We start from the raw sequence: 21,341 nt of genomic DNA on the forward strand, positions 1-21,341 counted from the left end.
AAGAAATAGAGGTGTAACGTTAATAAATTCGTGCGCAAGATCACGAAAAGGGAGGTCTTTGTATAATATTGGAGCGATTTCATTCTTATGTCAAATAATGATGAGGTGACTTTTTTTAAATGTCGATTACTTAGCCAAGTACATGAGATACAATAGACTTATAATTTTGGTCAATATGATCCGACCCAAATAGCTGAGAGCAGTCCCCCATAATGTAAAGTATCATGAGCCGATGCTCTAAATAATTCATATTGTGGGTAGGCGACCAGCGAGGATATCTTGGGGAGCATACATAAGTATGTGACCCAGATAGCCGAGAGCAGTCAACACCCCCCACAATGTGAAGTATAACGAGCATCAGCATGTACGAATTTGACTTAATACTATTACTCCTCCAACAAATGTGCGTGTACTTAGTTGTCGCTTGGGCGCTGAGCCGAACACCTTTGGTGATCCCATTACTTAAAGTCACTATCCGCCTTCCTCATAAAGTGATGTGTTACCTGATTTTTTCCGTATTTTGTATTATCGGAACCTATTTTGGTTTGCACATTAATGACTCTATTGCGAATACACGTGCTATCGGGGCTGTTTTAGGGGGCTTACTTGGTGGCCCTGTTGTTGGATTTGCGGTTGGCTTCACCGGTGGATTACATCGTTATTCATTGGGTGGAATGAGCGCTTCCGCTTGTATGGTTTCAACGATTGTTGAAGGGTTAATTGGCGGTTTAGTTCATCGTTATTATATGAAACGCGGTGAAATTAATAAGATTTTTAATCCAGTGACAGCAAGTTGCGTCACTTTCGTTGCTGAAATCATTCAAATGATGATTATTCTTTTGTTAGCTCGCCCTTTCGACGAAGCATTAGAATTAGTCAGAAATATTGCCGCACCAATGGTTATCGCAAATACGATCGGCGCGGCTATGTTTATCCGTATCTTATTGGATAGACGCGCTATTGTAGAAAAGTACACTACCGCATTCTCTGCTCAAGCATTGAAAATAGCCCTATGTACTGAAGGTATTTTGCGCAAAGGCTTTAATGCAGATAACAGTATGAAAGTCGCCAAAATTATCTATCAAGAGTTAGAAATTGGGGCTGTCGCTATTACTGACAGAGAAAAAATTCTCGCTTTTATTGGTCTTGGCGCTGATCATCATCGACCCGGAACGCCCATTGCCTCTGACCAATCGCGACGAGCCATTGAAAATAATGAAGTTGTCTATGCCGATGGTAATGAAACACCCTATAAATGCTCCCTTAGCCCTAACTGTAAGTTAGGTTCAGCGCTCGTTATTCCATTACGAGGCGAGAACGATCGTGTCATTGGCACAATTAAGCTGTATGAAGCTAAAAATCGATTGTTCAGCTCAATTAACCGCACACTGGGTGAAGGGATTGCTAGCTTGTTTTCTGCACAAATTTTAGCGGGGCAATATGAGCGGAATAAGCAATCCCTACTCCAATCGGAAGTGAAATTACTTCATGCTCAAGTCAATCCTCACTTCTTATTTAATGTTTTAAATACGTTACAGGCTGTGATCCGAAAAGATAGCCAACAAGCAGGGCAATTGGTGCAATATATTTCGACCTTTTTCCGCAATAATTTAAAACGGCCGGAGCAAAATGCCACATTAGGTGAAGAAATTGAGCATATCAATGCTTACCTACAAATAGAAAAAGCACGTTTTCGTGAAAACCTACAAATCAATCTCGAGATTCCTGATGAAGTAAAACATGTGGAACTACCTGCATTCACCTTACAACCTCTTGTTGAGAATGCAATTAAACACGGCACCTCACAGTTATTAGAGACAGGATATATTACAATACGTAGCTATATTCGCAGTGAACATGTTTACATCGAAATTGAAGATAATGCTGGCCTGTATAAGCCGGCACAACAATCCGATGGCTTAGGAATGGGCTTAGTCGATAAGCGCCTACGGTTAAAATATGGCGAAAAATATGGCATTAACGTCGAACATGAGCTTGAAAAATTTACACGAATGCAAATCCGCTTACCCTACATTGCTGCAAAAAATAATGATTAAATAATAATATGAATGTACTAATTGTTGATGATGAACCTCTAGCACGTGAAAATGTCCGCTGCTTACTTGAAGAACATGATGATATCGAGATTATCGGTGAATGCGCGAACGCAATTGAAGCCATTGGGATTATCCATAAAAAAAAGCCTGATGTTGTTTTTCTGGATATCCAAATGCCGCGCATTACAGGCCTTGAAATGGTCAGTATGCTGGATCCCGAAGAGCGCCCTTATATCGTTTTTCTCACCGCATTTAACGAATTTGCTATCCAAGCATTTGAAGAACATGCATTTGATTACCTATTAAAGCCACTAGAAAGCGAAAGACTCAATAAAACATTAACGCGATTACGACAAGGTAGACAGAAACAAAACCTAGAGCTGCTGAGTAACAATGAGCCCCTAAAATTTATTCCCTGCACAGGGCATAGCCGTATCTATTTGATGAAATTAGATGAGGTACTGTATGTCACTTCACGTATGAGTGGCGTTTATGTGATGAGCACTCAAGGGCAAGAGGGCTTCACTGAACTCACGTTAAGAACATTAGAAATGCGTACACCATTAGTGCGCTGTCATAGGCAATATCTTGTAAACATGACCCAATTGAACGAGATACTTCTCGGCGATAGCGGCCAAGGTGAACTTGTTTTAAGTTCTGGTGAGCATATCCCTGTCAGCCGTCGTTACTTAAAGCCGTTGAAAGAAGCATTAGGGCTAATTTAATTTTATCCACCCATATTTATGGGTTAACTTTATCGATGTAAATAATCAATACCGTTGCTTATATAAATTTGATACACAAAAAACAGCATCGTTACCTTGCTCTTCATTAGTACACAACACGATTTTGAAAAAACACTTTACTGCTATTATGTTATATTTTGAACTGATTAATTTTCCATAAAAAAACCCGCTATCCATATGGAAGCGGGTTTTGTGATTTTAGAAGGCATGATTTTAGCCATGCCTATTTAAATCAAGTCATTATGCGTTATGGCTGCTGCTACGACGACGTGGAGCCGCTGTGTTAGCACCATCTTGGCTACGTGGTGCAGAGGTACTACGACCACGGCTTTCACCGCCAGCACTACTATTGCTGCTACGGCGGCTGCCTTCGCTAGCACTAGCACCACCACGACGACCATCACGCTCGCCGCCACGATCATTACGACGACCCGCAAAACCACCTTCGCTTCCACCTTCACGACGTGGACCACCACGACGCTCACCGCCACCACGGCGCTCAAATGGAGGAGCATCACCCATCAGCTGCATTTGCATTGGTTTATTCAACACGCGAGCACGGCTTAAGTGGCTTAACACTTCAGTTGGCATACCTTTTGGTAACTCAATCGTTGTATGAGTACCATATAATTTGATATTACCAATGTAACGGCTACTGATGTCTGCTTCGTTAGCAATCGCACCAACAATGTGACGAACTTCCACACCATCATCGCGACCCACTTCAATGCGGTACATTTCCATGTCACCCACATCACGACGCTCACGACGACCGCTCTCACCACGTTCAGCACGGTCAAAACTATTACCGTTGCTAGCAGCACCGCTAGTACGCTCACGACGACGATCATCACCACGACGGTCATCACGGTCATTGAATTCACGACGTGGACGACGAGGTGCATCAGGTGGCAGGATCAGCGCACGCTCACCTTGTGCCATTTTCAGCAATGCTGCTGCAAGTGTTTCGATATCACCATCTTCAGACGGAGAGATTTTCGCTAACAGAGCACGATACTGATCTAAATCGCTGCTTTCTAATTGCTGCTGAACTTTCGCTGCAAATTTTTCCTGACGACGTTGACTCAGCAGATTTGCATCTGGTAAATCAACTTCAGGGATAACCATCTTCATCGTACGCTCAACGTTGCGCAGAAGACGACGCTCACGGTTCTCAACGAACAGTAATGCGCGACCCGCACGACCCGCACGACCCGTACGGCCAATACGGTGAACATAAGATTCTGCATCCATTGGGATATCATAGTTAACGACTAAGCTGATACGCTCAACGTCAAGACCACGAGCTGCAACGTCAGTTGCAATCAGGATATCCAAACGACCGTTTTTCAAACGCTCTAGCGTTTGCTCACGCAATGCTTGGTTCATATCACCATTTAATGCCGCACTGTTATAACCGCTACGTTCAAGCGCTTCAGCCACTTCCAACGTTGCATTTTTAGTCCGAACAAAAATGATTGCCGCATCAAAATCTTCTGATTCTAAGAAACGAACCAGTGCTTCATTCTTACGCATACCATTCACAGTCCAATAGCTTTGAGTAATATCTGGACGTGTAGTAATGCTCGCTTGGATGCGAATTTCTTTAGGATCTTTCATAAAACGGCGTGTAATGCGACGAATTGGCTCTGGCATAGTTGCAGAGAACAACGCAGTTTGATGTTGAGCTGGAATTTGGCTCATGATGTTTTCAACATCTTCAATAAAGCCCATTCTCAACATTTCATCTGCTTCGTCTAATACTAAGCCTTTCAGTTTAGAAAGGTCTAAAGTACCACGCTTCAAGTGGTCAAGAAGACGACCAGGTGTACCCACAACAACTTGTGGACCTTGGCGTAATGCACGTAGCTGTACGTCATAACGCTGACCGCCATATAGGGCAACAACGTTAACACGGCTCATGTGCTTAGAAAAATCGCTCAGTGCTTCTGCTACTTGTACTGCCAACTCACGAGTTGGTGCAAGTACTAAAATTTGTGGCGCTTTTAATTCTGGGTCGATGTTGTGCAGTAATGGCAAACCAAACGCAGCAGTTTTACCACTACCTGTTTGTGCCATACCTAATACATCATTGCCATCCAGCAACAAAGGAATACATTGTTTCTGGATAGGAGATGGTTTTTCATATCCCAGGTCATTTAGTGCTGTCAAAATAGATGCTGATAAGCCTAACTCAGCAAAAGAAATATCGGTTTCAGTAGTCATGTAAAGGTGCCTCATACTTAATGGCGGCCAGTTTACATAACTCCGCGAAAATCGTTTCGGTCATTTTCATTTAAAATGTGAACTGGCTCAAATTGTGTTATTAAACGAACAAATAGGCCGTCACCCCTGAGGATGATGACTTAAAAAGTAATAATGAAATGTTCGTCAGCTATTGCTGGCCCGATTCTGAAAGGTCGTCTTGTTCTTGGCCCAATAGCGCCAATTCCAACAATGCATAGCGGTGTTCAACAAAGCTGTGAGCGTTGTTAGCTACCGTCAGTTTGAATAACGCAGTAGCGCTATCCTTATCCCCCAGACTTAGGTAATGCTTACCTAAATAGAAGTTAGTTTCACTGAGATGCTCAGCGAGCGAAGTGTTATCCGCAGAAGTTTCTTTCAACCGCTCCATCAATGTATTTTCATTGATGTTGCCAAGATAGAATTCTACAATATTCCAGCCCCATTGCCCCTTCTCCGCTTCTGTGTAGCGAGCAGCAAGATTTTCTTGTGCTATACGCGGGTCTATGTCTTTTTCTACAAGATAAAGCCATAGAGTACGAAAAGGATCATTTGGATCTATCTGATAATACGCCAGCAGATCATCCTGCGCTAGTTTGTACCGTCCACCGTAATATAATGCGATGCCACGATTCATTCGCGCGAAATTGTAAGTTGGATCAAGTTCTAAAACAGAATCAAACGCTTCATAGGCAGCATCATAATTGCCTGCCTGCGTAAAATATATCCCTAGAAAGTTAAAAACTTCAGGAATATCAGGACGTATGGCTAACGCAGTCGAAAAATCGTTACGTGCCAGAGCCCTTAAACCGAGACTATCATACAACACACCGCGCTCATATAAAAGCTGTGCGTACTCATCATCGGTTAAAGATCGGCTCGCAAGGATTTGTTCCATGCGTGCCAATATCACTTCTTGTTGTAATGAAGGTTGAAGTGGAACGGCAAAAACTTCGTTTTTTCGCCAATCTTTATTGCTACATCCAATAATAACAAAAAAGATAAGCGCAGAAACCACACGAATTAACGAGTTAAAGTCTCTCAATCGAAGACAGATACTGTTCAGCATACTCCGTCCTTACATTACCACTTTGCTCAGCAAACTTAGGCTGATAGCGCCCTCATAATTTCAGGGCGCTGGTTTCGGGTTCAGCTTACTCTGCTGAGTCTTGCTGTGCTGGTGCTTCTTCCGTTGCAACAGCTTCTTTCATGCTAAGGCGGACGCGACCTTGACGATCGATTTCCAGAACCTTAACAGGAACTTCTTGACCCATTTGCAGGTAATCCGTTACTTTTTCTACACGCTTATCAGCGATTTGAGAAATATGGACCAGACCTTCTTTACCGCCACCGATTGCAACGAAAGCACCAAAGTCTACGATACGCGTTACTTTACCTTGGTAAATACGGCCAACTTCAACTTCTGCCGTAATCTCTTCGATACGACGAATCGCTTCTTTCGCTTTCAAGCCATCAGTTGCAGCAATTTTAACCGTACCATCATCTTCGATTTCAATCGTGGTGCCCGTTTCATCCGTTAGTGCACGGATAACTGAACCACCTTTACCGATGACATCTTTAATTTTGTCTGGGCTAATACGGATTGTATAGATACGTGGTGCAAATTCAGAGATTTCTTCACGTGGACCCGTGATTGCTTGTTCCATTGTACCAAGGATGTGTAAACGCGCACCTTTAGCTTGGTTCAGAGCAACCTTCATGATTTCGCTAGTAATACCTTCGATTTTAATGTCCATTTGCAGTGCACTGATACCTTCACGGCTACCAGCAACTTTAAAGTCCATATCACCTAAGTGGTCTTCATCACCTAAGATATCGGATAGAACAACAAAATCATTACCTTCTTTAACCAGACCCATCGCAATACCAGCAACAGCGGCTTTAATTGGTACACCAGCATCCATCAGAGCCAGTGACGCACCACAAACAGACGCCATTGATGATGAACCGTTAGATTCTGTAATTTCAGAAACAACACGGATAGTATATGGGAAGTCTGCATGGTTAGGCATAACAGCCAATACACCACGTTTTGCTAGACGACCGTGACCAATTTCACGACGTTTAGGCGAACCGACCATACCAGTCTCACCAACAGAATATGGAGGGAAGTTGTAATGGAACAAGAAACGGTCAGTATATTCGCCCATTATTTGGTCGATAACTTGTGCGTCACGCTCAGTACCTAATGTTGCAGTAACCAGTGCTTGAGTTTCACCACGGGTGAAGAGCGCAGAACCGTGAGTGCGTGGAAGAACGCCAGTACGTACATCAAGTGCACGAACCATATCTTTCTCACGACCATCAATACGTGGCTCACCACGGATAACACGGCTACGAACAACTTGTTTTTCTAAGTTAGCAAGAATGTCAGAAATTTCAGAAGTATCAACGGTTTCATCTTCAGCTACCAGTGTTGCAATCACTTCATCTTTGAGCAAGTTAACTTGTGCATAACGCTCTTGTTTCTCAGTGATGAGATAAGCATCGCCCATACGGCTTTCTGCTAGTGCTGCTACACGGTCTTGCAGAGCTTGGTTAACTGGCTCTGGCTGCCAATCCCATTTCTCTTTACCGGCTACTTTTACTAGTTCGTTAATTTCTTTGATCACAATTTGTTGTTGCTCATGACCAAAAACAACGGCGCCTAACATTTGTTCTTCGCTTAATAACTCAGCTTCAGATTCAACCATTAATACTGCGTTGTCAGTACCCGCAACCACAAGGTCAAGACGGCTAGTTTTTAACTCATCAGCTGTTGGGTTCAGAACATATTGGTCATTGATGAAACCAACACGTGCTGCACCGATAGGGCCATTAAATGGAACACCTGATAGTGCTAGTGCTGCTGAAGCACCAATCATCGCAACCATGTCTGGGTTAACTTGTGGGTTAACAGAAACGACGGTGGCAATGATTTGAATTTCATTCAAAAAAGTTTCAGGAAACAGTGGACGTAATGGACGGTCAATCAGACGAGCAATCAGTGTCTCACCTTCACCTGGGCGGCCTTCACGACGGAAGAAGCTACCTGGAATACGGCCTGCTGCATAAGTACGTTCTTGGTAGTTAACAGTTAAAGGAAAGAAGCTTTGGCCTTCTTTAACTTTTTTCTGAGCAACCGCAGTAACGAATACCGCAGTATCATCCATGTTAACCATCACAGCTGCAGTTGCCTGACGAGCCATCATGCCGGTTTCAATCGTTACGGTATGTTGACCGTATTGAAATTTGCGAACAATAGGATTTAACACAATAATACCCTTTTTGTAAGGCTACCTGAGCATCTCTGGTAGCATTGGCTTACTCTTTCCACTACAAGCCTCGCGACTAATGAGAACATTGATATTCAAATGATCAATGCTCTCATTAGCCGCGCGAATCGGTTGCAGCCAAAGAGGCATTAGCTAAAACAATAAATTACGACCCATAGCTTAACATTTTAGTTAAGTATAATTCGAGTATTACTTCAACTTTAAAATAACGTTTAGAAGAAAAGGGGCCATTTGGCCCCTTTCCACTGAAACTAACAAGATTAGCGACGCAGGCCTAAACGCTCGATTAGAGTCGTGTAACGTGCGATATCTTTGCCTTTCAAGTAAGCTTGTAAGCGACGGCGCTGAGCAACCATACGCAATAGACCACGACGGCTGTGGTGATCTTTTTTGTGCTCTGAAAAGTGGCCTTGCAGGTGGTTGATTTGTGCAGTCAGCAGAGCGATTTGAACTTCGCTTGAACCAGTGTCATTTTCGCCGCGACCAAACTCAGCAACAATTTTAGCTTTCACTTCATTACTTAGAGACATAATAAACTCCAAAAAATAGATATAAATGTATGTGATGAGAGCCAATCTCTAATTTAGCATCTCACAGATTAAGCGCCGCCATTCTACGCTGCTTATAAAAGCAAAGCAATAAGAGCCACTATGCGGATTGTTCATTTTCCACAACCAAACGCTTTGGTGCAACACGAGCATCTTCACTAATATGAGCAATTCCAATAAACCGTTGCTGCTCACCACAAGTCACTCTGACCATTTCGCCTTCAGCTAAACCTTGTACATCCGCACGTACAGGCTGACCCTGTTGAAAAAATGCAGCGGTTGCCTCGGTTAAATTAATAACAGGAAAATGTACAACAGCGGTATCCATCGGCAATAGTAATGCATCTAGCAATGATTCAAAAGAACCTTCACCTTCATCAACTTTAGCCCTTAATGCAGCCAGCTGTTCCAGTGTAACCATTTTATCATAGGGATAGTTAGCGACCTGCACACGGCGTAAATAAATCACATGTGCTCCGCAGCCCAACATTTCACCTAAATCATCAATGATAGTACGAATGTAGGTCCCTTTCGAACAGTGTATTTCTAACTCTAATTCATTATTTTCTAAACGAATAAATTGCAATTCATACACTGTAATTGGGCGTGCTTCACGCTCAATAGTAATCCCTTTTCGTGCATATTCATACAAGGGGCGTCCTTGATGTTTTAATGCAGAATACATGGAAGGGACTTGAAGTGTATCACCGCGAAAATAATTTAAGGCACCATCGAGTTGGTTTTGTGTAAACTCAACGTTACGCTCACTAATAATTTCACCGTGAGAATCTGACGTATCTGTGCGTTGCCCAAGGCGAGCAATCACGCGATAACGTTTATCTGAATCGAGTAAAAACTGGGAAAACTTCGTTGCTTCACCAAGGCAAATAGGCAACATACCTGTTGCTAATGGGTCGAGTGCCCCCGTATGACCTGCCTTGTTAGCATTGAAAAAGCGCCGCACTTTTTGCAGCGCATCATTTGAAGAAATATCCGTAGGTTTATCCAGCAGCAATACGCCATGTATATCACGCCCGCTACGACGACGACCCATTATTTTTCCTCTTTATCGTCTGCGTCAGCACGACGTTTCGCATCATCACGGATGACGTTCGAAACAAGATTAGACATACGCATACCATCAACCAATGAACTATCGTATGAAAACGTTAATTCAGGAAGAATACGTAAACGCATCGCTTTTCCTAATAAAGAACGAATATAACCCGATGCTTCATTTAGTGCTTTAATACCTTCTTGAACCATATCTGACTCATGTTCTTCATGAGAAATATTTAAGAAAGTAACAAACACTTTACCATAAGCTAAATCCCGTGACAGTTCGACACCCGAAACGGTTGCCATACCAATACGGGGATCTTTAATCTCACGTTGCAAGATAATTGCAATTTCTTTTTGCATTTCTTGACCGACACGTTGAGAACGACTGAATTCTTTTGCCATCGTTATATCTCCTGACAATTTGGGGGGCTATCGCCCCCCAATTTAAACTGAATCATTGACGAAAATAAAGTTACTAGCCGTCAATTGAACGTTTAATTTCAATAATTTCGAAGACTTCAATCATATCGCCGACACGAACATCGTTGTAGTTCTTAACGCCGATACCACATTCCATACCGTTACGAACTTCACTGACGTCATCTTTAAAGCGGCGTAATGATTCTAGCTCACCTTCGTAGATAACAATGTTATCACGTAGAACACGAATTGGGTTGTTACGTTTAATCGTACCTTCAGTAACCATACAGCCTGCAACAGCACCAAATTTAGGTGATTTGAAGACATCACGAACTTCTGCAAGCCCGATGATTTGCTGTTTGTACTCAGGTGCAAGCATACCGCTCATCGCTTGTTTGATTTCATCAATCAAGCTATAGATAACCGAGTAGTAACGTAAGTCGACGCTTTCGCTGTCAATAACGCGGCGAGCAGATGCATCCGCACGAACGTTAAAGCCAAGGATAATAGCATTCGATGCCGCAGCCAGTGTTGCGTCCGTTTCGGTAATACCACCCACGCCTGAACCAATGATTTTAACTTTCACTTCATCGGTAGACAGTTTCATCAGTGATTCAGTGATAGCTTCACAGGTACCTTGAACGTCGGTTTTTAGAACGATATTCAGTTCAGAAACTTTCCCTTCTTCCATGTTCGCAAACATGTTTTCCAGTTTAGATTTCTGCTGACGAGCTAATTTAACATCACGGAATTTACCTTGACGATACAGGGCAACTTCACGTGCTTTTTTCTCGTCACGAACAACCGTTGCTTCATCACCCGCAGAAGGAACGCTTGAAAGTCCCAAAATCTCAACAGGAATAGAAGGACCCGCCGATTGAACTTCTTTGCCCAGTTCGTTGCGCATTGCACGAATACGGCCGTATTCAAATCCACATAAAACGATATCGCCTTTGTTTAATGTCCCTTCTTGAACAAGGATAGTCGCAACAGGACCACGCCCTTTATCAAGATAAGACTCAACAACAACACCGCTTGCCATACCTGCATAAACCGCTTTCAGTTCTAAAACTTCAGCTTGTAACAGGAGTGCATCAAGTAGATCGTCAATACCCGTACCCACTTTCGCAGATACACCGATAAACTGAGTATCACCACCCCATTCTTCAGAAATAACACCGTACTGAGACAGTTCATTTCTGACGCGATCAAGGTCAGCTTCTGGTTTATCAATTTTGTTCACAGCAACAACAATCGGCACACCCGCAGCTTTCGCATGCTGAATAGCTTCAATTGTTTGTGGCATTACACCATCGTCCGCAGCAACGACCAATACAACGATATCTGTTGCTTGCGCACCACGAGCACGCATTGAGGTAAACGCGGCGTGACCAGGGGTATCTAGGAAGGTAATCATACCTTTATCAGTCTGCACATGGTATGCACCGATATGCTGAGTAATACCACCGGCTTCGCCTGATGCCACTTTCGTTGAACGAATGTAGTCAAGTAAAGAAGTTTTACCGTGGTCAACGTGACCCATGATGGTAACAACGGGTGCGCGAGGTTCTTTCACTGCTGAGCCAGTATCACGGTCATTCATTACCGCTTCTTCTAACTCATTTTCACGACGAAGAATAACTTTATGACCCATTTCTTCGGCAACCATTTGCGCCGTTTCTTGGTCAATAATTTGATTGATGGTTGCCATAGCACCCATCTTCATCATCGCTTTGATAACCTGAGAGCCTTTAACTGCCATTTTATTAGCAAGTTCGCCTACAGAGATAGTTTCGCCGATGATGACATCACGGTTAACTGCAGCCGCTGGCTTAGTAAAGCTTTGCTGTAAAGAACTACCTTTACGCTGCTTTCCTTTCGTACGGCCTGAGCGTCCTGCTGCACGTTCTTCTTCGCGGTCAGCTTTCTCAGAAAGTTTATTGCCTTTTTTCTGACGAGGAGCCGCAGTACGATTACGAGAACGACGACCTTCTTCTTTCGCATCATTTTCATCTTCAGCTGCACGAGCGTGAGTTGAAGTTGTTGTATGATAATCGCTGTTTTCTTCGGTCTTAACTTCAGCAGTCCATTTTTCGCCGTTTTCCGCAGCCATTTTGCGTGCTTCCTCAGCGATGCGAAGCGCTTCTGCTTCAACTTTACGTTGAGTTTCTTCTTCGGCTTTACGCTTTAGCTCAGCAGCTTCAGCTTCACGACGTTGTTTGTCGGCATTGCTTTCATTTGCTTTGCCTGCTTTTTGATGATTTTCGCTTGGTTTCACTTTTTCTCTTTCCGCTGCTTCGCGCGTAGCTTTATCAGCTGCTTCACGTTTTGCTTTATCTTCGGCATCACGTTTAGCGTTTGCTTCTGCTTCACGTTTTGCAGTTTCTTCTGCTAATCGTGTCGCTTCAGCTTCGCGCTGTGCCTGCTCTTCCGCTTCACGCTGCGCCTGTTCTTCCGCATTCGCTTGCTCAGCGTCGCGGTTCACATAAGTGCGTTTTTTGCGGACTTCAACATTTACCGATTTGCTTTTGCCACCGGTGACGGGAACACTCAGCGTACTACGAGTTTTGCGCTGTAGTGTCAACTTGCTTGGCTGCCCCGCCACTCCGCCTTGTTCGCGGTTTAGGTGGTTCAGTAAAGCTTCTTTCTCAGACTGGCTAACAGAGTCATTTTCCGTTTTTTTGAACCCTGCTTCAGCAAATTGCTGTACCAGGCGCTCAACTGTGGTTTGAATTTCTGTTGCCAATGTTTTTACAGTTTCTGTCATGCCGTTCCTTCCTGCTACAGTGATTACGCATCGTTACCGAACCAGCAAATATTACGTGCGGCCATAATGAGTGTACCTGCTTTCTCATTATCCAGACCTTCGATATCAATCAGGTCGTCGATGCCCTGCTCAGCAAGATCTTCCAGTGTACAGATTCCACGTGTAGCCAAATTATAGGCAAGAGTACGATCCATACCGTCAAGATTCAATAAATCTTCTGCTGGCTGATTATCACCTAGGCTCTCTTTTTGAGCCAATTCAATCATGGTGAGGGCCGCTTTCGCTCTTTCACGTAAAACTTCAACGGTATCGGAGTCAAGACCGTCAATTTCTAGAAGCTCTTTAATAGGCACGTAAGCCAGTTCTTCCAACGTTGAGAAGCCTTCTTCTACCAAAGTAGCGGCAAACTCTTCGTCAATATCAAGATGCTTGGTGAATGTGTCAATAGAAGCATGTGCTTCTGCCTGATGTTTTGCAGTTAGCTCTTCTGCAGTCATGACATTCAGTTCCCACTTGTCATCACCACGGTGTATTTTCAGTAACTGAGCCGCTAAGCGAACGTTTTGTCCGTTACGCCCAATTGCTTGTGCTAAGTTACTGCTTTCTACGGCAACATCCATTGTACAGTTGTCTTCATCAACCACAATCGATGCCACATCAGCCGGAGCCATTGCATTAATAACGAATTGAGCAGGGTTATCATCCCATAACACTATGTCAATTCTTTCGCCGCCTAGTTCACTAGAAACAGCTTGTACTCTCGCACCGCGCATACCAACACAAGCACCAACTGGGTCGATACGCTTGTCATTCGTTTTTACTGCAATTTTTGCACGAGAACCTGGATCACGCGCCGCGGCTTTAATTTCTATGATTTCTTCGCCGATTTCTGGCACCTCGATGCGGAATAATTCAACCAGCATCTCAGGACGAGAACGTGTCACAAAAAGTTGTGCGCCACGTGCTTCAGGACGAACATCATACAGGACTCCACGAATGCGGTCACCTGGGCGGAAGTTTTCGCGTGGTAACATGTCTTCACGCAAAATAACAGCTTCAGCATTGTTGCCTAAGTCTAGCGTGATATTTTCACGATTAACTTTTTTCACTTGAGCAGTGATAATTTCGCCTTGCTGCTGGCGGAATTGGTCAACAACCATTGCGCGTTCAGCTTCACGAACCTTCTGAACGATAACTTGTTTCGCTGTTTGTGTCGTAATACGGTCAAACACAACAGATTCAATTTGATCTTCTACATATCCACCAAGTTGTAGCGCAGGATCTTCATACTGGGCTGCATCTAGTGTAATTTCACGCGTTGGCATGGTGACTTCATCGACAATTAACCAACGGCGGAATGTATCAAAATCACCTGATTTACGGTCGATTTCAACGCGTACTTCAATTTCTTGCTCGTATTTCTTTTTGGTTGCCGTCGCTAGCGCAGTTTCCAGAGCCTCGAAGATTTTTTCACGAGGGAGGGATTTTTCGTTAGAAACCGCTTCTACAACAGCCAGAATTTCTTTATTCATCCTAGTTGCCTCATTGAACTTAATTAAAAGTGGGGTACCAAGTTAGCTTTCTGGATGTTGCCGAGGGCGAACACCTCATCCTTACCATCTACAGTAACCGTTATCATTTCACCGTCAACGGCTTTAATTATACCTTGCCATCTGCGGCGGTTCTGCATTGCTATACGTAAAGTCAGAGACACTTCTTCACCAACAAAGCACTCATAGTGAGCGATAGTGAATAGTGGACGCTCAAGCCCTGGAGATGATACCTCAAGGTTATAAACAACGGCGATTGGATCTTCAACATCCAATACAGCGCTTACCTGATGGCTTACATCAGCACAATCATCAACATTTATGCCTTCTTCACTATCAATGAAAATGCGCAGTGTCGATGTACGCCCACGAATAAACTCTAAGCCAACAAATTCAAAGCCTAGTGCTTCCACAGGTGCTGAAATCATCTCTGTCAATTTTTGTTCTAATGTGGACAAGTCCACCCCCAGACATAAAAAAAGGGCTATAAAAGCCCAGTTATTCGGTTGTCAAATAACAAAAAACCCCGAAATTCGGGGCTTTAAGTAACTGGACCCTGTAGTGCACGGGTTCACCATTTTCTTAGTATATCGTTAAAGTCTAGATAAATCGATGAGAAATTCTGATAGCAAAATCTGATTACTGCATTCGATAACTATATCTGACAAGATATGCTGACTAAGAAAAGGTTGCGGGAGCCGGATTTGAACCGACGACCTTCGGGTTATGAGCCCGACGAGCTACCAGACTGCTCCATCCCGCGTTCGAAAACGTGACATATTCTACACAGATAACCTGTAAATCACAAGTCATCTAAAATAATGGTGCCGAGAACGGGACTTGAACCCGTACGCCCGTTTTGTAGGCACTACCACCTCAAGGTAGCGTGTATACCAATTTCACCACCTCGGCACAGAGGCGAGGTTATCAATTAAGAATCAATAACCTCAAAATTTCAACTTCTTACTACTTTTAATGATGACATTAACTGCCTTCATTCGGAATTTTTAACACTTAACGAGGAATATCACTCGTTGGTGTAGCTGGTGCTGCCGGAACGTCTGTTGGTTGCTCGACTTTTGCCGGTTCACTAATGTTTTCCCATTTACTACCAGTTCCGTATTTATTGGCAGTCATATTGCCAAGTACTAAACTGATGATGAAAAACACAGCAGCCAAAATTCCAGTCATACGGGTCATGAAGTTACCTGAACCCGATGAACCAAACAGTGTTGCAGAAGCACCCGCACCGAATGATGCACCCATATCAGCACCTTTACCTTGCTGTAACATAACTAGGCAAATAAGCCCAATAGACGCTAGCAAGAAAATAATTAAAAGAGCTACATACATTTGAGTTACCTATTCAGTTACGGCGCATAGCCTATTGCTATGACCTTTTTCACTGCACACCTACTCAATTATTCCGCGAAAGGAAACTTGAAATAAAGCCCCTTAACGGGATTGAGCAGGTGCGAATACTAACCAAAGCTGAGCTGACAAGCAAGTCTATTTTAATGTCATTTGATTATTTGCAGAAAAAATCATCAAACTATCGAAATAATGCTCAACTTCACTTATTTTAAATTTTTTGGCAGACTCATTGATATGCCAAAATAAAAAAAATCGAATTATCCCGCCGCTTTTACTGCATCAGCAATGCGATTTGCCATTGCCGTTACATCAGCTTCGTTTTCACCTTCAACCATGACACGAATGAGCGGTTCAGTGCCTGATTTACGTAGCAGAACACGGCCTTTACCTGCGAGTTCTTTCTCTACTTGCTCATTCGCCGCAATCACTTCATCACTTTGCAACGGATCATGAGAACCGGTGAAACGTACATTGACTAAAATTTGGGGTAATAATTTCATACCACTACACAAGTCATGCAGGCTCATGTGGTTACGCACGATGGCACTCAGCACTTGCAAACCAGCAACGATACCATCACCCGTCGTTGTTTTATCAAGCAAAATAATATGCCCTGAGTTTTCCGCGCCCATACGCCAGCCTTTTTCCTGTAGTTTTTCGAGCACATAGCGGTCACCTACTTTTGCGCGTTCAAAAGGAATACCCAGCTGTTTTAGGGCGATTTCTAACCCCATATTACTCATCAATGTACCAACCACGCCGCCTTTTAGCTGACCATGGCGTAATGCTTCCCTTGCGATGATATAAAGAATTTGGTCACCATCAACCTTGTTACCTTGGTGGTCAACCATAATAATACGGTCACCATCACCATCAAATGCCAAGCCAACGTCTGCTTTTTCTGCTAACACTTTTTCTTGTAGCATACGAACATCGGTAGCACCGCACTCTTCATTGATATTGATGCCATTAGGATCACAACCAATCGTGATGACTTCAGCGCCCAATTCACGAAAAACGTTAGGTGCAATGTGATAAGTTGCACCATTTGCGCAATCTAGAACCACCTTCAAGCTTGAAAGGCTTTGTTCACTTGGAAAAGTACCTTTACAGAATTCGATATAACGTCCTGCGGCGTCAACAATCCGATTCGCACGACCAAGCTCAGCAGATTCCACACAAGTAATCGGCTTTTCCATTTCAGCTTCAATAGCTTCTTCGACTTCGTCAGGTAGCTTTGTTCCATCAATGGAGAAAAACTTAATACCATTATCGTAATAAGGATTATGTGAGGCAGAAATCACAATTCCAGCCTCAGCACGAAATGTACGAGTCAGATAAGCCACCGCAGGTGTTGGCATTGGCCCTGTGAATGAAGCAGACAAACCCGCCGCCGCTAAACCCGCTTCTAAAGAAGACTCCAGCATATAGCCAGAAATGCGCGTATCTTTACCAATGATGATTTTTCGCGAACCATGACGAGCAAGCACTTTTCCCGCCGCCCAGCCTAATTTTAAAACGAAATCAGGTGTAATTGGACTGTCACCCACTTTGCCACGAATTCCATCGGTACCAAAATATTTACGGTTACTCATACGCTAACTTTTCCTTTTCTGACAGAGTCATCTGAACGACTTGCATTGCTTGCACAGTTTCTTTTACATCATGAACACGAATGATTTGAGCCCCCTGCATTGCAGCGATAACTGCGCAGCTTAGGCTGCCAGCAAGTCGATCTTGCGGTGAAACATTCAATAATTGTCCAATCATAGATTTACGCGACATTCCTGCCAATAGCGGAAGTCCTAAACTATGAAATTGCTCTAAGTTTGCCAATAATTGATAATTATGCGACAGGTTTTTACCAAAGCCAAAGCCTGGATCGAGTATTATTTGCTGCTTATTAATTCCAGCACCCACACAACGGTCTATTTGAGACATTAAATAGCGTTGGACTTCATCAACGACATTTTTATAATTTGGCGCATCTTGCATTGTTCTTGGCTGGCCTTTCATATGCATGATGCAAACAGGTAGCCCTGTATTTGCAGCAACCTCAAGCGCGTTTGGTTCATGTAGCGAGCGAATATCATTGATAATATGCATACCCGCTTTCGCAGCTTCAGCCATCACATCTGCTTTCGAGGTATCAACCGAAATCCACACATCAAAACGCTTGGCAATCGCTTCCACAATCGGTATGACTCTATCCAATTCCTCGTTAATAGAGACTTCCGCAGCACCTGGGCGAGTTGATTCACCACCAATATCAATAATTGCCGCACCTTCTTCAACCATTTTAGCGACATATTCTAGCGCATCGTGATAACGATTATGGGTGCCACCATCTGAAAATGAATCAGGAGTAACATTCAGAATCCCCATCACTTTGGGTGTGGACAGGTCAAGAACACGGCCTCTAGCTTTAATTTGCATTGTTATTTTACCTTAACGTAAAAAACCCCAGTGACCTGGGGTTTTTATTACTATCTAACTTTTCACGAAAGCTTACTGTGGTTTGCTATCGTTATTATTATCTGATGGTGTTGATTCATCAGTATTATTTGTTGGCTCTTCAGAACTGTTTTTAGGTTCTTCAGGCTGAGGTTGTTCAACATGTTTTTCTGTATTTGACGCACCTTTGCCAAATGTTCCAGTTACATTACTGACTTTTTTATCCTCATCCCAACCAGCGGGTTCACGCACTGGACGACGATTCATCAAATCATCAATCATTGGCATATCGATAGTTTCGTACTTCAACAATGCATCTTTGGTTGCATGCAAAATATCGATATTGTCTTCCAGTGTTTTGTGAGCCAACTTATAACAACGATCCAGAATAATTTTGATTTCTTCATCCACGATACGGGCTGTTTCATCAGAAATACCAGAACCATTGCCGGCAGAACGACCTAAAAATGCAGGACCTTCTTCTTTCGCATATTGCATTGGGCCTAAACGATCAGAAAAGCCCCATTGCGTTACCATGTTGCGCGCAGTACTGGTTGCAAACTGGATATCCGAAGATGCACCTGTTGTTACTTTTTCGCGACCATAAATCAGTTCTTCAGAAATACGACCTGCATAAGCAGTTGCAATCATACCTTCAAGTTTTAAGCGGCTGCGGCTAACTTCATCACCTTCAGGTAAGAAGAATGCAACACCTAACGCTTGGCCACGAGGAACGATAGTCACTTTATGGACAGGGTCATGCTCTGGCATCAAATGGCCGACAATCATATGACCACCTTCATGATAAGCCGTTGATTCTTTTTGCTCTTCGGTCATCATCAGAGAACGACGCTCTGCACCCATCCAAATTTTATCTCGTGCTTTTTCAAACTCAACCATGGAAACAACACGCTTATCAGCACGTGCAGCAAACAAGGCCGCCTCATTCACAAGGTTTGCAAGCTCCGCACCAGAGAATCCTGGGGTCGCACGCGCAAGAATGAAAGTATCAACATTTGGGTCGATAGGTACGCGACGCATATGTACTTTAAGAATTTGTTCACGACCACGGACATCAGGTAAACCAACAACGACTTGGCGGTCAAAACGACCTGGACGTAATAACGCGGGGTCAAGAACGTCTGCACGGTTAGTTGCTGCGATAACAATAATGCCTTCGTTGCCTTCAAAGCCGTCCATCTCAACAAGCATCTGGTTAAGTGTTTGTTCACGTTCATCGTGACCACCACCTAAACCTGCACCACGTTGACGACCAACAGCATCGATTTCATCGATAAAAATGATACAAGGTGCAGTTTTTTTCGCTTGTTCAAACATATCACGAACACGAGAAGCACCAACACCGACGAACATTTCGACGAAGTCAGAACCGGAAATCGTAAAGAACGGAACTTTCGCTTCACCTGCAATCGCTTTAGCCAGTAATGTTTTACCTGTTCCTGGAGGCCCTACCATCAGGACACCTTTAGGAATTTTACCGCCAAGCTTTTGGAAACGAGCAGGTTCACGTAAAAATTCTACAATTTCACCGACTTCTTCTTTTGCTTCATCACAACCCGCAACGTCAGCAAATGTTGTTTTGATCTGATCTTCTGTCAGCATGCGGGCTTTACTTTTGCCAAATGACATTGCCCCCTTACCGCCGCCACCTTGCATTTGGCGCATAAAGAAAATCCAGACACCAATCAACAGAAGCATTGGGAACCAGGAAATGAAAATTGATGTTAGTAAGCTAGGTTCTTCTGGTGGTTCGCCAACGACAGTCACATGCTTATTCAGCAAGGTGTCTAACAACTTCTCATCCTGCATAGGAAGATAAGTTGTATAGCGGCTATTATCAGCCTTTCTGACGTTCAGTTCACGACCTGTGATACGAACTTCACGTACCTGATCCTGGGCTATCTCATTGATAAACGTCGAATAATCAACTCTGCGACTATTCGAATCGCTTGGGCCAAAACTCTGGAACAAGGACATCAGAACAACTGCGATGACTAACCAGAGAATCAGGTTTTTCGCCATGTCACTCAAGGGATTAACCTCATATTACAACTGTGTTAACAAATAACGCTCAGGTTACTATAATTTTAGTCCTGTCGCTACAATGTATACTTCACGCGATCGTGCCCGCGAAGATTCGGGTTTACGAACTTTTACCTTCGTAAATAGGGAACGGATATCCCTAAGGTATTCATCAAAGCCTTCTCCCTGAAATACTTTGACAATGAAACTTCCCCCAGGTGCCAGTACTGCACGGCACATATCCAAAGCTAATTCAACCAGATACATAGAGCGAGGAATATCGACAGCAGGTGTCCCACTCATATTTGGGGCCATATCGGACATGACCACCTGTACTTTTTTATCACCAACTCGCTCTAACAAAGCAGCAAGAACTGCTTCATCACGAAAATCCCCTTGGAGGAAATCTACGCCAACGATTGGATCCATAGGCAAAAGGTCACAAGCAATAACACGACCATTCTGCCCTATTTGGCTGACGACATATTGCGACCACCCACCAGGAGCAGCCCCTAAATCAACAACGGTCATACCTGGTTTAAAAATTTTATCACCTTGCTGGATTGCCTCCAGTTTAAACCATGCACGTGAGCGTAGCCCCTTTTTCTGTGCTTGCTGAACATATTTATCACTAAAATGCTCCTGCAACCAGCGACTTGAGCTTGCCGAACGTTTTTTATTGGCCATTGCGCTTTCCAACTATACTAATAGAACTTCACCTATATTGCTGCTTCTTTACCATCAAATAGATATAATTGATGGTGATAGATATCAGATGGC

The 21,341-nt window shown here is 43.5% G+C and carries 17 protein-coding genes and 2 tRNA genes; 2 read left to right on the forward strand and 17 right to left on the reverse strand.

The window, feature by feature from the left end; translation table 11 throughout:
* The first annotated feature begins 362 nt into the window (after window positions 1–362).
* Together M998_RS08895 and btsR are read left to right on the forward strand one after the other, a co-directional pair.
* Window positions 363–2,057: a sensor histidine kinase gene (locus M998_RS08895; RefSeq protein ID WP_068439931.1), complete on the forward strand. Its 1,695-nt coding sequence runs from the start codon at window positions 363–365 to the stop codon at window positions 2,055–2,057.
* Between the two features lie 8 nt (window positions 2,058–2,065).
* A complete protein-coding gene (gene btsR / locus M998_RS08900) occupies window positions 2,066–2,782 on the forward strand; it encodes a two-component system response regulator BtsR (RefSeq protein WP_068439929.1) in 717 nt (238 codons plus the stop codon).
* 261 nt (window positions 2,783–3,043) lie between these two features.
* On the opposite strand, the gene M998_RS08905 is transcribed toward btsR, so the two are convergent.
* The 17 genes from M998_RS08905 to rlmE all read right to left on the reverse strand — a co-directional run bounded on the left by M998_RS08905 (window position 3,044) and on the right by rlmE (window position 21,248).
* Window positions 3,044–5,029, reverse strand: coding sequence for a DEAD/DEAH family ATP-dependent RNA helicase (locus tag M998_RS08905; RefSeq protein ID WP_068439927.1), 1,986 nt, complete (start codon window positions 5,027–5,029; stop codon window positions 3,044–3,046).
* Entirely contained in the window at window positions 5,019–5,099 is an 81-nt protein-coding gene (gene yrbN, locus M998_RS20170; protein ID WP_111750977.1) for a protein YrbN, read from the reverse strand. The genes M998_RS08905 and yrbN overlap by 11 nt, the downstream gene beginning before the upstream one ends.
* 99 nt (window positions 5,100–5,198) lie before the next feature.
* Entirely contained in the window at window positions 5,199–6,071 is an 873-nt protein-coding gene (gene nlpI / locus M998_RS08910) for a lipoprotein NlpI (protein WP_282550522.1), read from the reverse strand.
* Window positions 6,072–6,201: 130 nt separating this feature from the next.
* A complete protein-coding gene (pnp, locus tag M998_RS08915; protein ID WP_068908527.1) occupies window positions 6,202–8,322 on the reverse strand; it encodes a polyribonucleotide nucleotidyltransferase in 2,121 nt (706 codons plus the stop codon).
* A 281-nt stretch (window positions 8,323–8,603) separates the two neighbouring features.
* Window positions 8,604–8,873, reverse strand: coding sequence for a 30S ribosomal protein S15 (rpsO, locus tag M998_RS08920; RefSeq protein WP_068439922.1), 270 nt, complete (start codon window positions 8,871–8,873; stop codon window positions 8,604–8,606).
* Between the two features lie 118 nt (window positions 8,874–8,991).
* Window positions 8,992–9,945: a tRNA pseudouridine(55) synthase TruB gene (gene truB / locus M998_RS08925; protein ID WP_068908529.1), complete on the reverse strand. Its 954-nt coding sequence runs from the start codon at window positions 9,943–9,945 to the stop codon at window positions 8,992–8,994.
* On the reverse strand, window positions 9,945–10,355 hold the full coding sequence (gene rbfA, locus M998_RS08930; protein WP_068439918.1) for a 30S ribosome-binding factor RbfA: 411 nt from the start codon (window positions 10,353–10,355) through the stop codon (window positions 9,945–9,947). Before rbfA ends, truB begins: the two co-directional genes overlap by 1 nt.
* Window positions 10,356–10,428: 73 nt before the next feature.
* Window positions 10,429–13,140, reverse strand: coding sequence for a translation initiation factor IF-2 (gene infB, locus M998_RS08935; RefSeq protein ID WP_068439915.1), 2,712 nt, complete (start codon window positions 13,138–13,140; stop codon window positions 10,429–10,431).
* A gap of 23 nt (window positions 13,141–13,163) precedes the next feature.
* Complete coding sequence (gene nusA, locus M998_RS08940; RefSeq protein WP_068439914.1) at window positions 13,164–14,672, reverse strand: transcription termination factor NusA; 1,509 nt, start codon at window positions 14,670–14,672, stop codon at window positions 13,164–13,166.
* A gap of 23 nt (window positions 14,673–14,695) precedes the next feature.
* Window positions 14,696–15,148 carry a ribosome maturation factor RimP gene (gene rimP, locus M998_RS08945; RefSeq protein WP_068439911.1) on the reverse strand — a complete coding sequence of 151 codons (453 nt, stop codon included), beginning with the start codon at window positions 15,146–15,148 and terminating at the stop codon, window positions 14,696–14,698.
* A 231-nt stretch (window positions 15,149–15,379) separates the two neighbouring features.
* Window positions 15,380–15,453 (reverse strand) — tRNA-Met (locus M998_RS08950).
* A 59-nt stretch (window positions 15,454–15,512) separates the two neighbouring features.
* A tRNA-Leu gene (locus M998_RS08955) sits at window positions 15,513–15,602 on the reverse strand.
* A gap of 102 nt (window positions 15,603–15,704) precedes the next feature.
* Window positions 15,705–16,043 (reverse strand): preprotein translocase subunit SecG, encoded by a 339-nt coding sequence (secG, locus tag M998_RS08960; RefSeq protein WP_068439909.1) that lies wholly within the window; start codon window positions 16,041–16,043, stop codon window positions 15,705–15,707.
* Between the two features lie 278 nt (window positions 16,044–16,321).
* A complete protein-coding gene (glmM, locus tag M998_RS08965) occupies window positions 16,322–17,659 on the reverse strand; it encodes a phosphoglucosamine mutase (RefSeq protein ID WP_068439907.1) in 1,338 nt (445 codons plus the stop codon).
* Complete coding sequence (folP, locus tag M998_RS08970) at window positions 17,652–18,500, reverse strand: dihydropteroate synthase (protein WP_068908530.1); 849 nt, start codon at window positions 18,498–18,500, stop codon at window positions 17,652–17,654. The genes glmM and folP overlap by 8 nt, the downstream gene beginning before the upstream one ends.
* 72 nt (window positions 18,501–18,572) lie before the next feature.
* Window positions 18,573–20,561, reverse strand: coding sequence for an ATP-dependent zinc metalloprotease FtsH (gene ftsH, locus M998_RS08975; RefSeq protein WP_068908532.1), 1,989 nt, complete (start codon window positions 20,559–20,561; stop codon window positions 18,573–18,575).
* Between the two features lie 57 nt (window positions 20,562–20,618).
* Entirely contained in the window at window positions 20,619–21,248 is a 630-nt protein-coding gene (gene rlmE / locus M998_RS08980; protein WP_068439901.1) for a 23S rRNA (uridine(2552)-2'-O)-methyltransferase RlmE, read from the reverse strand.
* Window positions 21,249–21,341 lie beyond the last annotated feature (93 nt).

This window comes from Providencia heimbachae ATCC 35613, from assembly GCF_001655055.1.
GTDB classification, from domain to species: Bacteria; Pseudomonadota; Gammaproteobacteria; order Enterobacterales; family Enterobacteriaceae; genus Providencia; species Providencia heimbachae.